Raw genomic sequence first — 14,286 nt, forward strand, 5'->3', positions numbered from 1 at the left:
GTCACGCGAAGCCGAACTCGTCGAGCGCTCGCCAGAGTTGCTGGAGGTTGTAGAGGACCGTCTCGTTCCCGCAGGTGTCGATGATCCGGAGCCGCTCGTCGGTGCCGGGACGGTTCACCGCGCACCGGACCCGCCGGTCGTCGCGTTCGAGGACCACCACCGGGCGGTGCTGGCCGGTGCTGGTCACCAGGTCGACCTCGATCGCGGCGAGACCGGTGCCGTGCACCTCGACCACGCCCTCGCAGACCGGTACGACGCCGAAGACCCGGACGTTGCACTCGCCGGAGGTGCCCTGGTACTGGTTGAGCAGCCGGACCCGGCGGTGGCTCGGCACGTCGGTGGTGACGATGATCCCGGGCCCGATCAGCACGTCGTCGCCGACCGTCACCGCACCGAGGATGCGGGCGAACGCCCCCACCTCGACCCGGTCCCCGAGCCGGGGGTGCCGCCTGCCGTTGGGGTTGTCGGCGATGCCCCGGGCACCGAGCACCACACCCTGGAGGATGTACGCGTCGTCGCCGATCACCGTGGTCTCGCCGATCACCGTGCCGAGCCCGTGGTCGATGATCAGCCGTCGTCCGATGCGGGCGGCGGGGTGGATCTCCACGCCGGTGCGGACCTTGGCGACCTCGGAGACCCGACGGGCCACGGCGAGCCGGACGTCCTGACCCAGCGGGGTGTCCTCGGCCTGGTGGATGGCGTGCGCCACCCGGTAGGCGAGGGTGGCCCGGTAGGCGATGTAGCTGTCCCAGACGTACCGCCACGAACTGCCGGCGGCCGGGTCCCGGCGGGCCAGCGCGAGCAGGTCCTCCATGGCGTGCGCGCAGATGGTGCGCAGTCGTTGCGGGGACAGCAGCACCTGGGTCACCGACGAGGACGCCTCGGCCTCGGTGATGCGCACGATCTCCTGCCGCAGCAGCGGCTCCAGGGCGTCGGTCGACTCCTGGGCGACGTCTGCCGCCCGGGAGGTCACCGGTGACGGCCTGTCGTCCGGCCCCGGGGGCGGTGTGGAGCCGGTACGGGGGCCGGGCACGCGCTGCCCGGTGCCGGTCGAGCCTGCGGTTTCGTGCAACGACGACTCCATGCGGCTCCTGCTCCCCGTTCTGCTGTGAACCGTCTCCTTTGGCGGCTCGAGTGAGGTGACACTCGCTGCGGTGTCACGACCCGGGAAGCTGGCAATGGCCGCCGAGCGGGCACGGGGCGTTACCAGGTGGTAGTCACAGCCCCCCGCTAACGTGACGATGGAATATTGCTCAAGTCAGTGGCTGAGGGAAATAGCCAATCCTCAGTCCATTGGGGGGAGAGCATGAACGCGGAAGAGTTGGCGGCTCAGCTCGGTGCGTGGAAGCAGGACCAGACCCGGCTCTACCGGGGGCTGGCCGAGCAGCTGCGGCTGCTGATCCGCCTCGGCTCGCTGCCCCCGGGCAGCGAGCTGCCCCCGGAACGCCGGCTCGCCGTGGTGCTGTCCGTCAGCCGGACGACCATCGCCCAGGCGTACAGCCTGTTGAAGGACGAGGGTTGGCTGGTCAGCCTCCAGGGCAGCGGCACCCGGGTCGCGCACGCCCAACCCGCCGTCCTGCCGCCCGCCGACTACGGTGCCGCGGCGAGCGGTTTCATCGCCGACGTCGTCCGCGACCGGGTGCGTACCGTCGACCTGACGGTCCCGGCGCCACCGCCCGGCCCATGGCTGATGACGGCGATGTCCCGGCTGCCCGCCCTGGCCGCCGCGGCACTGCCCGGCCGGGTGTACGAACCGGCCGGCTACCCCGCGCTGCGGGACCGGATCGCCGGCAAGCTGACCGCCGACGGCCGGGTCACCGCCGCCGAGGAGGTGATCGTCACCAACGGCGCGACCCAGGCGCTGTCCCTGCTGGCCGGGGTGTTGACCCGCCGGGGCGACACCGTGCTGGTGGAGGAGCTGACCTGCCCGACCGTGCTGGCGTCGCTGCGTACCGCCGGACTACGGCTGGTCGTGGTGCCGATCGAGCGGGAGGGGGCCGACCCGCAGGCGGTCGAGGCAGCCGTCCGCCGGTACGAACCCTCCTTCATCTATGTCATCCCGACATACCACAACCCGACCGGGTGGACGATGACCGAGCAGCGCCGCGCAGCGGTCGCCGCCATCGCCCGCCGGTACGGGGTCCCGCTGGTGGAGGACCTCACCCTCGCCGACACCCGGATCGACGGCCCCCTCCCGCCGCCCCCGATCGCCGCGTACGCCCCCGGCGCGCAGATCTACACGGTGGGCAGCCTCAGCAAGGTCTGCTGGCCGGGGCTGCGGATCGGCTGGCTGGTCGGGCCCCGCCGGGAGCTGCAACGGATCGTGCACCTGCGGGCCATGTACGACCTGGGCTGCCCGCTGCCCACCCAGTTGCTCGCCGTCGAACTCCTCGACGACCTGCCGCAGATCCGGCTCGAACGGCAACGGGACCTCCTCCTCCGTCGCGACACCCTGCTCGCCGCGCTCGCCGAGCACCTGCCGCAGTGGCGGTACGAGTCACCGCACGGCGGGCTCAGCGTCTGGTGCGCGACCCCCCGACCGCTGCAACAGCTCAACCACGTCGCCCAGCACCACGGCATGCAGTTGATGCTGGGTGCGCACTTCGCCGTGGGGGCGCGCTCCTACCTGGACCATGTCCGGCTTCCCTTCACCCTCGACGAGGGGGAGCTGGTCGAGGTGGTCAAACGGCTGGCCGGCTACTGGGCCGAGGCCGGGCGTGGCTAGGCTCACGATGCGCGACGATCGGTAGTACGCTGCGCCCCCATGGGCATCTCCCACCACGGACGCACCGAACGTCTCGACCTCGCCGACCCGTCCCTGCGCGAGTGGACCTGCCGGGTCGTGCACGTCGACCCCGAGCGCGGCATCGTGCTGGACCGGTCCGCTTTCTACCCCGGCGGCGGCGGACAGCCACCGGACCACGGCGTCCTGCTGTGGCAGGGGGTGCAGACCCGGATCGTCGGCACCCACAAGGGTGACGACCTCTACCTGATCCCCGCCGAGGGCGACCCGACGCCGCCGGTCGACGCCGAGGTCCAGGGCGCGATCGAGGACGAACGCCGGTTCACGCTGATGCGTACCCACTCGGGGCTGCACGTGCTCTGCGGGGTGGTGTTCCGCGACTTCGGCGCGCTGGTGACCGGCGGCAACATGGAGCCGGGCGAGGCCCGGATGGACTTCAACCTGCCGCAGCCCCCCGAGGGCTTCAAGGGGCTGCTGGAGGAGGCGGTCAACAAGGAGTTGGCCACCGACCGGCGGATCTCCGTGCGGGTGCTGCCCCGAGACGAGGCGTTGGCCATCCCCGACATCGTGCGCACCCAGACCAACCTCATCCCCCCGGACGAGCAGGAGGTCCGCATCGTCGACATCGAAGGGCTCGACGTGCAGGCCGACGGCGGCACCCACGTCGCGTCCATCGGGCAGGTCGGGCGGCTCCAGGTGGTCAAGGTGGAGAGCAAGGGCAAGCAGAACCGTCGGGTCCGCATCCGCCTGGTCGGCTGACGCCGGATCAGGCGTCGGTGGCCGACCGGGCGGCGTCGATCCGGGCCCGCGCGCCGTCGAGGGAGCGTTGGCAGGCGGCGGCCAGCCGCTCGCCGCGCTCCCACAACGCCAGCGACTCCTCCAACGAGGTGCCACCCGCCTCCAGCCGCTCCACCACCTGGGCCAGTTCGGCCCGGGCCTGCTCGTAGCTGAGCTGCTCGTCGGCTTTCCGGTCGCTCATCTCGTCCTCGTCTCCTCGACGGTCGTGGTCAGTTCGCCCTCGGCGAGGCGTACCCGCAGCGGATCGCCCGTGGCCACCTCGCCGGCCGCCCGGACCACGTGCCCGTCGGCCCGTTGCACGATGGCGTAACCCCGGTCGAGGGTGGCGGCGGGGGAGAGCGCCCGCAACCGGGCCAGGGTGTGCCGCAGGTCGCCGGTGGCCGCGTCGAGCCGGTGGTGCAGGTTGCGCCCCGCCCGGTCCCGCAACGCCGACACCTCGGCCGCGCGCTGCTCGACCATCACCTGCGGGCGGGCCAGCACCGGCCGGGAGCGCAGCAGGGTCAGCCGGTGCGACTCCCGGTCGACCAGGTTGCGGACCGCCCGCTCCAGCCGGGACCGGGCCTGGCCGATCAGGCGTACCTCGTCGGCCAGGTCGGGGACGACCCGCTTGGCGGCGTCCGTCGGGGTGGAGGCGCGCACGTCGGCGACGTAGTCGACAAGCGGGGCGTCCGTCTCGTGGCCGATCGCGCTGACCACCGGGGTACGGCAGGCGAAGACCGCCCGGCACAGCGCCTCGTCGGAGAAGGGCAGCAGATCCTCGATGCCGCCGCCGCCCCGGGCCAGGATGATCACGTCGATGGTCTCGTCGGCGTCGAGGACCCGCAACGCGTCGACGATCTGCGACACCGCACCCGGCCCCTGCACCGCCACGTTGACGGTGCGGAACTCCACCGCCGGCCAGCGTCGCCGGGCGTTGGTCAACACGTCCCGCTCGGCGGCCGACGCCCGGCCGGTGACCAGGCCGATCCGCTGTGGCAGGAACGGCGGCCGGCGCTTGCGGGCCCGGTCGAACAACCCCTCGGCGGCGAGCAGCTTCTTGAGCTTCTCCAGCCGGGCCAGCAGCTCACCGAGCCCCACCTGGCGGATCTCGTCGGCGCGCAGGCTCAGCGTGCCCCGGGCGGCATAGAACTCCGGCTTGGCGTGCAGCACCACCCGGGCGCCCTCGCGCAGCTCCGGTGCACCGGCGTCCAGGACGTCCCGGTTGGTGGTGACGGTGAGGCTGAGGTCGGCCGACGGGTCGCGCAGGGTGAGGAAGACCGTGCCCGCCCCCGGCCGGCGGCTGATCTGCGCCACCTGCCCGTCGACCCAGACCCAGCCGAGCTTGGCGATCCAGGCGCCGACCTTCTGGCTGACCACCCGGACCGGCCAGGGTTCCTCGGGGGTGCTGCGGGGGGCGTCGGTCACCCGCCCACCCTACGGTCCGCCTCCGACGACCCGGGGCAGCCCCGACCGCCCGCGCCACGCGTCCCGGCCGGGTCCCGGGAGCTGCCGCGTGAGCACGCCACGGGACGGGACGGCGTACCCCCGCTGTGGTACGGGTCGCAGCTCCTGCCGGTGGGGATGCCGGCACGTACGATGGGCGGGTGACCGAGGCTGAGGCGACCCCCAAGACCGGCAAGCGCGTGCTCCTGGCCAAGCCCCGCGGCTACTGCGCGGGGGTGGACCGGGCGGTGCAGACCGTCGAGGAGGCGCTGAAGCTCTACGGTGCCCCGATCTACGTCCGCAAGCAGATCGTGCACAACAAGCACGTGGTGCAGACCCTGGAGGCCCAGGGCGCGATCTTCGTGGAGGAGAACGAGGAGGTGCCCGAGGGCGCCACCGTCATCTTCTCCGCGCACGGTGTCGCCCCCGAGGTCTACGAGCAGGCCAAGGCCCGGTCGCTCAAGGCGATCGACGCGACCTGCCCGCTGGTGACCAAGGTGCACCAGGAGGCCAAGCGGTTCGCCGCCGAGGACTACGACATCCTGCTGATCGGCCACGAGGGGCACGAAGAGGTCATCGGCACCGCCGGGGAGGCTCCCGCCCACATCCAGCTGGTCGACGGCCCCGACGACGCCGACACGATCACCGTGCGGGACCCGAGCAAGGTCGTCTGGCTCTCCCAGACCACCCTGTCGGTCGACGAGACGCTGGAGACGGTGGCCCGGCTCAAGACCCGGCTGCCGCTGCTCCAGTCGCCGCCCAGCGACGACATCTGCTACGCCACCTCCAACCGGCAGCACGTGGTCAAGGAGATCGCCCCCGACTGCGACGTGGTGATCGTGGTCGGCTCGCGCAACTCCTCCAACTCGGTACGCCTGGTCGAGGTGGCCCTGGACGCCGGGGCCCGCGCGGGGCACCTGGTCGACTTCGCCCACGAGATCGACGACGCCTGGCTGACCGGTGCCGCCACCGTCGGGCTGACCTCCGGTGCGAGCGTGCCCGACGAGCTGGTCCAGGAGGTGCTGGCCCACCTGGCCGAGCGGGGCTTCACCGACGTCGACGAGGTGGTCACCGCCAACGAGCGGCTGACCTTCTCACTGCCCCAGGAACTCAAGCGCGACATGAAGGCCGCCGCCGCCCGCGGCTGACGGTCCGCCGCGTCCTGGGCTGACGGGCCGCCGCTGCGCTGCGCTGACGGTCCGCCGCGTTGGGCTGGGTGACCGCCGCCCGCTGGGCTGTCGGGCCTTTCGTGCCCGGGGTCGTCGGGGCCCGTGGCCGGGACCGACGGGTTTCCCCGGGGATCGATGCCGGTCCCACGGAACGGAACGCGGAAGGGGTGCGTCCCAGTGGGTATGAGAACTCCTCGGATGGCGTTGGTCGTGCTGCTGGCCGCCGGTGTGGCGCTCACCGGCTGTGGCGGGGACGATGCCGACGTCACCGGCCCCCCGGCCGTGCCGACCAGCTCCCCGACGGACCCGGCCACCCCGTCGCCGTCCGCGTCGCCGGCCTCGGTGGCCCCGTCCACGTCACCCGCAGGCCCGGTGCCACCCGGCGCGTCGGTGCCACCCGGCGGGCCCAAGTTGCCCGGTGGCGGGCCGAAGGTGCCGCCCGGTCCGGGCGCGACCGAGCTGACCGGCACGGTCGAGTCGGGGGTCGAGCCGGGCTGCCTGCTGCTCGACGGGCACCAACTCGTCGGCGGCCCCAAGGACGTGCTCGTCGTGGGGGCCCGGGTCAGCGTCACCGGCCGGGCCCAGCCCGACCTGATGAGCACCTGCCAGCAGGGTGTCCCGTTCGTGGTGGAATCCGCCCGCCGCTCCTGACCCGCCCGGCCCGGTGCCCACGCCTGCGGCCGTGCCCGGGGCCTGCGGGCCGGACCGGTAGGTGGAGCGGGTGGGGGCGGCCTAGGAGCGGTCGTCGGTGGGGAGCAGCTCGGGGGCCTGGGGCTGGCGGGGGGCCAGCTCGACCTGGGCGGGGACGGCCAGCTCCTGGTCGGAGACGCCCAGCTCGGCCAGCTTGCGCGCACTGACCAGCACCCGTGCCTCCAACGAACCGACCGCCCGGTTGTACGCCGTCACCGCGCCACCGAGCGAGGTGCCGAGCTTGCCGACGTGATCGCCCAGGGTGGACAGTCGGCCGTACAGCTCGCGGGCCAGCGAGTGCACCGCCACCGCGTTGCGGGCCAGCGCCTCCTGCCGCCACGAGTAGGCCACCGTACGCAGCAGCGCGACCAGGGTGGCCGGGGTGGCCAGCACCACGTTGCGGGCGAACGCGTGCTCCAGCAGCGTCGGGTCGCGCTGCAACGCCACGTCCAGGAACGGGTCGGCCGGCACGAACAGCACCACGAACTCGGGGGTGTCGTCGAACGCCGCCCAGTAGGTCTTCGCGGCCAGCGCGTCGACGTGCCCGCGCAGGTGCTTGGCGTGCCGGTCGAGGTGGGTGTCGCGGCCGTGCTCGTCGCGCGCCTCCATCGCCGTCAGGTAGGCGTCGAAGGGTGCCTTGGCGTCCACCACCACCGTGCGCCCGCCGTGCAACCGGACCACCAGGTCGGGGCGGACCCCCTGGTGGTCGGTCGTGGCGGTGACCTGTTCGCTGAAGTCGCAGTGCTCCAGCATGCCGGCCGCCTCGACGATCCGACGGAGCTGGTGCTCGCCCCAACGCCCGCGTACCTGCGGGGCGCGCAGCGCGGCGACCAGCTGTTTGGTCTCGGTGCTCAGCTCGCTGGAGACCGCCCCCATGGAGCGGACCTGTTCGCGCAGCTCGGCGTAGGCGTCGACCCGGTCGCGTTCCAGCTCGCCGACCCGGGTCTCGTAGCGGCGCAGGGTGTCGTGCAGCGGGGCCACCGCGCGGGCCACCGCCTCCTGGGACTGGGCGGTCGCCTCGTAGCTGAGCGCCCGCATCGACTGCTCCAACCGGCCCTCGCCTTCCCGGGTGGCGGCGAGGGTGGCCTCCAGCCGGGCGATCTCGGTGGCCGACCGGGAGCGGGCGGCGTACCAGCCGAGGGCTCCACCGGCGGCGAGACAGACCACCACCACGGCCAGCGTCGAGAAGTCCATCACCAGAGCTTGCCAAACGGGTACGACTCGACGCCCCCGGGTACGTTCGTAGGATGGAATTTCTGCTCGTGGCGATCCTGATCGCCCTGCTGGTCGGTGGTTTCGTCTGGTGGCGGCGGGAGAAGGCGGCCCGGGAGGCGCGCAGCCTCGCGGACGTGCGGGCCGACGCCCAACGGTGGTACGAACGCCTCGGCGGTCAGGTGATGAACCTGCACGGCGACGACCCGGCGGTGCGTCAGGCCCTGGTCGACGCGGGTGAGCGGTACAACGCGGCGGGCAGCCAGTTGGAGCAGGCCCGGACGGTGCACCAGTTCCGGCTGGCCCGGGAGACCGCGTTGGAGGGGCTCGCCTACGCGCGGGCGGCCCGGGTGGCGCTCGGCCTGGACCCGGGCCCGGAGCTGCCCCCGCTCGCCGCCGCGCAGGGGGCCGGGGAGATCACCCGGGAGCGTCAGGTGGACGTGCAGGGGCAGACGTTCAGGGCCGGCCCGCAGCCCGGCCGGGACACCCCGTACTACTACCCGGGCGGGCGCTACCAGGGGCGGCCGGTGCCGGCCGGCTGGTACTCGACGCCCTGGTGGAAGACCGCGTTGGGGGCGGGCGTCGGTGTGGTCGGCGGGATGCTGATCGCCGACGCGCTCTTCTCGCCGGCGTTCGCCGACCCGGGTTACGACGCCGGCTACCAGGAGGGCTTCGGCGACGGCGCGGACTTCGGCGGTGATTTCGGCACCGCCGGGGACGCCGGCGGCGGTGACTTCGGCACCGCCGGGGACTTCGGCGGCGGTGGGTTCGGCGGCGGCGACTTCGGGGGTGGCGACTTCGGCGGTGGTGGCGACTTCTGACGTCAGGGCTCACGCTGTGGGCCCCGACCGGTCCCTACCCGCCGCGCACCTACCGCGATCCGGGCCGGCCCGGATCGCTTCGGCCGGCCTGGATCGCTGCGGCCGGGCCGAGCGGGCCCCTGCGGTAGCCGTGGCGTCGGCAGGGGCCCGGCGCGTCAGCCGGTGTTGCGCATCCCGGCCGCGATGCCGTTGACCGTGGTGAGCAGGGCACGCTCCAGGGCCGTACCGTCGCTGGGGGCGCGTCGGCCGCCCGGCGCGGTGGCCACCGCCCGGCCGGCGGCGCCGGAGTCCCGGTACTGCCGCAGCAACGCCACCTGGAGGTGGTGCAGCGGCTCCAGGTAGGTGTCGCGCACCGCGAGGGTGCGTTGGAGCACCGGTGAGTTCTCCAGCAGGGCCGGCGACGAGGTGACCGCCAGCACCTCCTGCTTGGTCAGCTCGTACTCCTGCTCGATCTTGTCGAAGATCGGGTGCAGCTGCTCCGGAACCAGCGTCTCGACGTACCGGCGGGCGATGCTGAGGTCGGTCTTGGTCAGCATCATCTCCACGTTGGACAGGAACGTGCGGAAGAAGTGCCAGTTGCGGTTCATCTCGGCCAGCACGTCCTCCAGGCCGGCGGCGCGGGCGGCGGCGAGGCCGGAGCCGACCCCGAACCAGCCGGGCACGATCTGCCGGGTCTGCGTCCAGCCGAACACCCACGGGATGGCCCGCAGGCCGCCCAGACCGGCCCCGGTGTTGGGCCGCTTCGCCGGCCGGGAGCCGATGTTGAGCGCACCGAGCAGCTCGGTCGGCGTGGACGCCCAGAAGTACGCCGGCAGGTCCGGGTCCTCCACCAGCCCACGGTAGGACCGGAAGGCCGACTCGGAGACCACGTCCATCGCCGCGTCCCAGGTCTCCAACTGCTCGGCGGGTTGCCGGGGTGCGGTGTGCAGCAGCGTGGCCTGGAGCACCGCGGCCACGGTCAGTTCCAGGTTCTCCCGGGCCAGCGCCGGCAGGGTGTACTTGTCGGAGATGACCTCACCCTGCTCGGTCACCTTGATCGCGCCGTCCAGGGTGCCGTACGGCTGGGCCAGGATCGCCTCGTGGGTGGGGCCGCCGCCGCGCCCGACCGTGCCGCCCCGGCCGTGGAACAACCGCAGGTGCACGCCGTGCTGGGCGGCCACGTCCCGCAGCGCCCGCTGGGCCCGGTGGATCGACCACTGGCTGGTGGTGATGCCGGCCTCCTTGTTGGAGTCGGAGTAGCCCAGCATCACCTCCTGCACGTCGCCCCGGGCCGCGACCAGCGCCCGGTAGGCCGGCAGGGAGAGCAGTTCGTTGAGCATCTCGCCGCCGGCGTTCAGCTCGGCCGGGGTCTCCAGCAGCGGCACGAAGCCGATCCGGGCCCGCCCGGTGTGCACGTCGACCAGGCCGGCCTCCCGGGCCAACACCACCGCCGCGAGGACGTCGTCCACGCCGAGGGTCATCGAGATGATGTACGACTCGATGACCTCGCCACCGAACCGGTCCTGCGCCTCGCGGATGGTCCCGAACACGTCGAACGTCTTGCGCGCCCCCTCGGTCAGCGGGGTGTCCAGGGCGGACAGCGGCCGGCGGCCGGTCAGCTCGTCGGCGAGCAGCTTGGTGCGCTCCAGCCGGGTCAGCGACGGGTAGTCCGACACCTCGCCGACCGCCGCGTAGAGCTGGGTGAGCACCTCGTGGTGCTTCTCGGCGTGCTCCCGTACGTCCATGGTGGCCAGGTGCAGGCCGAACGCGGAGACGGTACGGATGGTCGAGGCGAGCCGGCCGACGGCGGTGAGCTGCCCGGAGTTGCGGGCCAGCGAGGCGCGCAGCAGCTCCAGGTCGGCGATCAGCTCGCCGGAGCCCTGGTAGTCGCGGCCCGGCACGTGCGGGGTGCCGGCGCGCAGCCGCTCCCGGGTGTTGGCCAGCTTCGCCTTCACGCAGCGGGCCTTGAGCCGGTAGGGCTCCTCGGCGTTGACCCGGCGGAACCGGGGGGCCACCTCGGGCAGCGCGTCCAGGTCGGCGGCGAGGCTGGCCGACAGGTCCAGCGACACGGCGCGTAGCCGGCGGGAGACGGAGACCTCGTTGACCAGGTGCTCCATCGCCGCCTCGGTGGCGGTGATGCCGTGCTCGTGCTGGATGCGCAGCACCTCCCGGGTGACCACGGGGGTGACGAACGGGTTGCCGTCCCGGTCGCCGCCGATCCAGGTGCCGAAGGTCAGCGGGCGCGACGTCGGCGAGGTCTCCACGCCGAGGGTGCGCAGCGTGTCGGCCAGGTCGTCGAGCACCTGCGGGGCGGCCTCGGCGTACAGGTCGCGCAGGTAGTAGATGGCGTTGCGGGCCTCGTCGGTCGGGTCGGGCCGGTCGAGGCGCAGCTCGTCGGTCTGCCACATCAGGTCGAGCAGTTCGGCGAGGCGGCGGTTGGCCGGGCCCTCGTCGCTCGCACCGTAGAGGATGGCGTTGGCGGTCTCGGTGTCCAGTTCGTCGGCGATGGCGCGCAGCTTGGACAGGATCGACCGGCGGGCCGCCTCGGTGGGGTGGGCGGTGAAGACGGGGCGTACCGCGAGGCGGCGGGCGGCGGCGGCGATCTCCTCGGCCGGCACCCCGCGCTCGGCGATCATCTTGGCGGCCTGATCGAGCCAGCCGCCCTGGATCGCCCGACGGCGGCGCAGGTCCCGGGCCCGGTGCACCTGCTCGGTGATGTTGGCCAGGTGGAAGTAGGTGGAGAAGGCGCGGGCCAGCTTGGTGCCGGTGGTCACGTCCAGCCCGCCGAGGCGCTGCGCGGCGGCCGGCGCGTCGGAGCGGACCTGGGCGCGGATCTCCTCGACCAGGTCGAGCAGCGGCCGACCCTCCTGCCGGGCCAGGGTCTGGCCGAGCAGGGTGCCGAGCCGGCGGATGTCGGCCCGCAGGGCGGCGTCGGGCCCGTCGTGATCATGCTGGTCGGTCACCGTGCGCTCCTTACGTGAGTACGAAGGACAGCGCTGTCCGACTCCCTGGATGGTATCTGCGCGGCCCGGTCGGCGAGGAAGGGGTTCGGTGTGTCACCTTCCCCACGATCGCCGTGTCCCACCCCCGCCCGGTGGATTCGACCCCGCCCGCCGGCGGTCCGGCCTCACCCGTCCGGTCGGGTGTCGACCCGGTGGGTGGTGGTCCGGCGGGCCCGGAACCGGGCGGCGGTGAGCAGGCCGAGCAGCCCCAGAACGGCCCAGGTCAGCAGCCCTGCCAGGGGCCAGCGGGCCGACCGCCAGTCGAAGTAGACGGCCGACTTGAGCAGGTCGGTGGCGAGGCCGGGGACGTTCCAGCGGTGCATCCCGCGCAGCGCGGCGGGCAGGAACTCCGGGGCGTAGATGCCGCCCGAGCCGGGGTTGCCGAGCACCACCAGCAGCAGGATCACCAGCCCGGTGCCGAGCAGTCCCAGCCAGCCCTGCACGGCGGCGGCGACCATCGCGGCGGTGAAGACGGTGAGCGTGCCGACCGCCGCCACCGTGACCAGGTCGTGGTCCCAGACGTCGAGGACCGGGCCGACCAGCACCGCGCCGATGGTCCCGAGCAGCACCGCGTGCACGGCCAGCGAGCCGATCCGCAGTCCGGCCCGGCGCAGCCCGCGTGGGGCGGTGCCGAGCGAGACGCCGAGCGCGGTCGAGGCCAGGTAGCCGCCGAGCACCAGCCCGACGGCCAGGTAGAACGGCACCAGACCGCGCGGGTCGTCGGGGGAGACCGGCACCTGGTCGGTGACGGTGAGCGGCAGTCCGGCCTGCTGGGCGGCCGGGGTGAGGACCCCGGTGACCAGTTCGGTGGCGGCCGGGGCGGAGGCGCTGGCGGTGGCGAGGGTGAGCGTGCCGTCGGGGGCCGAGGTGAGCACGGCGTACACCTGGCGGGCGGTGAGGGCGTCGTCGGCCGCGCCCGGGTCGGCGTACCCGATGGGCTCGATGGTGTCGGTGCGGGCCCGCACGGCGGTCAGCAGCGCCTCGGCGCGCTGGTCGCCGGTCACCACCCCGACCGGCACGTCCCGGGGGTGCGGCTGGTGCAGCGCGCCGACGTAGGCCGCGATGAACGCGCTGGCCAGCACCAGCGTGCCGAACAGCAGCGCCGCCGTGCGGGGCAGCCAGGCCCGGGTCCGCGGCTCCTCGTCCACCGGCTCAGCCTATGGCCCGTAATGCCCGGCCTGTGGGGTTTCGTCAGGCGAAAACCGCTGGTGACGGGCGGTAGGTTCCGACCGTGAGCCGTCCCGCGTACCCCGCCAAACCGAAACCGGGCGACCGGGTCGCCGTCGTCTCCCCCTCCGCCGGCCTGCCGGGTCTGTTCCCGCACGTGTACGAGCTGGGCCTGCACCGGCTGCGCGAGGAGTTCGGCCTGGTGCCGGTGGAGTACCCGACCACCAGGCAGACCCGGGCCGACCCCCGGGACCGCGCGCGGGACCTGACCGCCGCCTTCGCCGACCCGACGGTCACCGCCGTGCTCGCCACCGTCGGCGGCGACGACCTGATCACCGTCACCCCGCACCTCGACGACGCGGTGCTGCGGGCCAACCCGAAGCCCTACTTCGGCTACTCGGACAACACCAACGTCCTCAACCACCTCTACCGGCTGGGGATGGTGGCCTACCACGGCGGCTCGGTGCTGGTGCACCTCGGCCGACCCGGTGCGCCGCACCCGCTGACCCTCGACTCGCTGCGTGCCGCCCTGTTCACCTCCGACTGGTACGAGCTGACCCCCGCGCCGCAGTGGGGTGACGAACCGGGCGACTGGCGGGACCCCGCCACGCTCACGGTCGAACCGCCGATGCTGCCCGGCGAGGGCTGGCGCTGGCGGGGACCGTCGACGGTCGTCGAGGGCCGGACCTGGGGCGGTTGCCTGGAGATCCTGCACTGGCTGATGGCCGCCGACCGGGTCCCGTCGGCCGCCGAACTGGCCGGCTCGGTGCTCGTCGTCGAGACCTCCAACGAGCTGCCCGACGCGCAGGAGGTGTTCCGGATCGTGCGGAACATGGGGGAGCGGGGACTGCTCGCCGCCTTCCCGGCGATCATCGTCGGCCGGCCCAAGGCGTGGGACTTCGCACGACCGCTGCCGGTGGCGCAACGGCTGGCGTGGGCCGCCGCCCAACGGGGTGCCATCGTCCGGGCGCTGAGCGCGTACCGCCCGGACGCGGTGGTGGTCTTCGACGTCGACCTGGGCCACACCGACCCGCAGTTGATCATCCCGTACGGCGGGGAGATCCGGGTCGACGCGGTCGAACGACGCATCGCCGTGCGCTACTGAACGGGACGCGGCCGGGTGTGGAGGTGCCGCACCGGGGTACGGCACCTCCACCGGGCGCCGGACGGCATCCCCGGTCAGCCCGACTGGGGGGTACGCGGGCCTCCCCGAACAGGTCCGCGTCTCCCTCGGCCGTCGCAACGTCGACCGACCGGGCTGGCTGTTCCATCCTCGGTTGGCA

The 14,286-nt window shown here is 73.4% G+C and carries 12 protein-coding genes; 6 read left to right on the top strand and 6 right to left on the bottom strand.

Annotation, left to right across the window (positions count from 1 at the left end):
• Window position 1: 1 nt before the first annotated feature.
• Entirely contained in the window at window positions 2-973 is a 972-nt protein-coding gene (locus J7462_RS24585) for a serine O-acetyltransferase (protein WP_219467131.1), read from the bottom strand.
• 333 nt (window positions 974-1,306) lie between these two features.
• Between J7462_RS24585 and J7462_RS24590 the strand changes: the two genes are divergently transcribed.
• Complete coding sequence (locus tag J7462_RS24590; RefSeq protein ID WP_219467133.1) at window positions 1,307-2,725, top strand: PLP-dependent aminotransferase family protein; 1,419 nt, start codon at window positions 1,307-1,309, stop codon at window positions 2,723-2,725.
• Window positions 2,726-2,764: 39 nt separating this feature from the next.
• Window positions 2,765-3,502: an alanyl-tRNA editing protein gene (locus J7462_RS24595; protein ID WP_219467136.1), complete on the top strand. Its 738-nt coding sequence runs from the start codon at window positions 2,765-2,767 to the stop codon at window positions 3,500-3,502.
• 7 nt (window positions 3,503-3,509) lie between these two features.
• Here the strand turns inward: J7462_RS24595 and J7462_RS24600 are convergent, their stop codons facing one another.
• On the bottom strand, window positions 3,510-3,722 hold the full coding sequence (locus tag J7462_RS24600; RefSeq protein ID WP_219467138.1) for an exodeoxyribonuclease VII small subunit: 213 nt from the start codon (window positions 3,720-3,722) through the stop codon (window positions 3,510-3,512).
• Window positions 3,719-4,945 (bottom strand): exodeoxyribonuclease VII large subunit, encoded by a 1,227-nt coding sequence (gene xseA / locus J7462_RS24605; protein ID WP_219467152.1) that lies wholly within the window; start codon window positions 4,943-4,945, stop codon window positions 3,719-3,721. The genes J7462_RS24600 and xseA overlap by 4 nt, the downstream gene beginning before the upstream one ends.
• 179 nt (window positions 4,946-5,124) lie before the next feature.
• Here xseA and J7462_RS24610 point away from each other — a divergent pair, with 179 nt between their 5' ends.
• Both J7462_RS24610 and J7462_RS24615 read left to right on the top strand, forming a co-directional pair.
• Complete coding sequence (locus tag J7462_RS24610) at window positions 5,125-6,111, top strand: 4-hydroxy-3-methylbut-2-enyl diphosphate reductase (protein WP_219467161.1); 987 nt, start codon at window positions 5,125-5,127, stop codon at window positions 6,109-6,111.
• Between the two features lie 204 nt (window positions 6,112-6,315).
• Window positions 6,316-6,783 (top strand): hypothetical protein, encoded by a 468-nt coding sequence (locus J7462_RS24615; RefSeq protein ID WP_208568558.1) that lies wholly within the window; start codon window positions 6,316-6,318, stop codon window positions 6,781-6,783.
• Window positions 6,784-6,864: 81 nt separating this feature from the next.
• On the opposite strand, the gene J7462_RS24620 is transcribed toward J7462_RS24615, so the two are convergent.
• Window positions 6,865-8,016: a DNA recombination protein RmuC gene (locus tag J7462_RS24620; RefSeq protein ID WP_219467163.1), complete on the bottom strand. Its 1,152-nt coding sequence runs from the start codon at window positions 8,014-8,016 to the stop codon at window positions 6,865-6,867.
• A 53-nt stretch (window positions 8,017-8,069) separates the two neighbouring features.
• On the opposite strand from J7462_RS24620, the gene J7462_RS24625 reads away from it, so the two are divergent.
• A complete protein-coding gene (locus J7462_RS24625; protein ID WP_219467166.1) occupies window positions 8,070-8,855 on the top strand; it encodes a hypothetical protein in 786 nt (261 codons plus the stop codon).
• A gap of 155 nt (window positions 8,856-9,010) precedes the next feature.
• On the opposite strand, the gene ppc is transcribed toward J7462_RS24625, so the two are convergent.
• Window positions 9,011-11,797: a phosphoenolpyruvate carboxylase gene (gene ppc / locus J7462_RS24630; RefSeq protein ID WP_219467167.1), complete on the bottom strand. Its 2,787-nt coding sequence runs from the start codon at window positions 11,795-11,797 to the stop codon at window positions 9,011-9,013.
• A 164-nt stretch (window positions 11,798-11,961) separates the two neighbouring features.
• Window positions 11,962-12,984, bottom strand: a complete 1,023-nt coding sequence (locus tag J7462_RS24635) for a hypothetical protein (protein WP_219467169.1) — start codon at window positions 12,982-12,984, stop codon at window positions 11,962-11,964.
• A gap of 83 nt (window positions 12,985-13,067) precedes the next feature.
• On the opposite strand from J7462_RS24635, the gene J7462_RS24640 reads away from it, so the two are divergent.
• Window positions 13,068-14,108, top strand: coding sequence for a S66 peptidase family protein (locus J7462_RS24640; RefSeq protein WP_219467171.1), 1,041 nt, complete (start codon window positions 13,068-13,070; stop codon window positions 14,106-14,108).
• Window positions 14,109-14,286 lie beyond the last annotated feature (178 nt).

The organism is Micromonospora sp. RL09-050-HVF-A, from assembly GCF_019374995.1.
In the GTDB taxonomy this organism is placed as follows: domain Bacteria; phylum Actinomycetota; class Actinomycetes; order Mycobacteriales; family Micromonosporaceae; genus Micromonospora; species Micromonospora antibiotica.

Coding starts and splice junctions, on each gene's coding strand:
- J7462_RS24590 (WP_219467133.1), top strand. CDS start 1,307: ATGAACGCGGAAGAGTTGGCGGCTCAGCTCGGTGCGTGGAAGCAGGAC.
- J7462_RS24595 (WP_219467136.1), top strand. CDS start 2,765: ATGGGCATCTCCCACCACGGACGCACCGAACGTCTCGACCTCGCCGAC.
- J7462_RS24600 (WP_219467138.1), bottom strand. CDS start 3,722: ATGAGCGACCGGAAAGCCGACGAGCAGCTCAGCTACGAGCAGGCCCGG.
- J7462_RS24615 (WP_208568558.1), top strand. CDS start 6,316: ATGAGAACTCCTCGGATGGCGTTGGTCGTGCTGCTGGCCGCCGGTGTG.
- J7462_RS24620 (WP_219467163.1), bottom strand. CDS start 8,016: ATGGACTTCTCGACGCTGGCCGTGGTGGTGGTCTGTCTCGCCGCCGGT.
- J7462_RS24625 (WP_219467166.1), top strand. CDS start 8,070: ATGGAATTTCTGCTCGTGGCGATCCTGATCGCCCTGCTGGTCGGTGGT.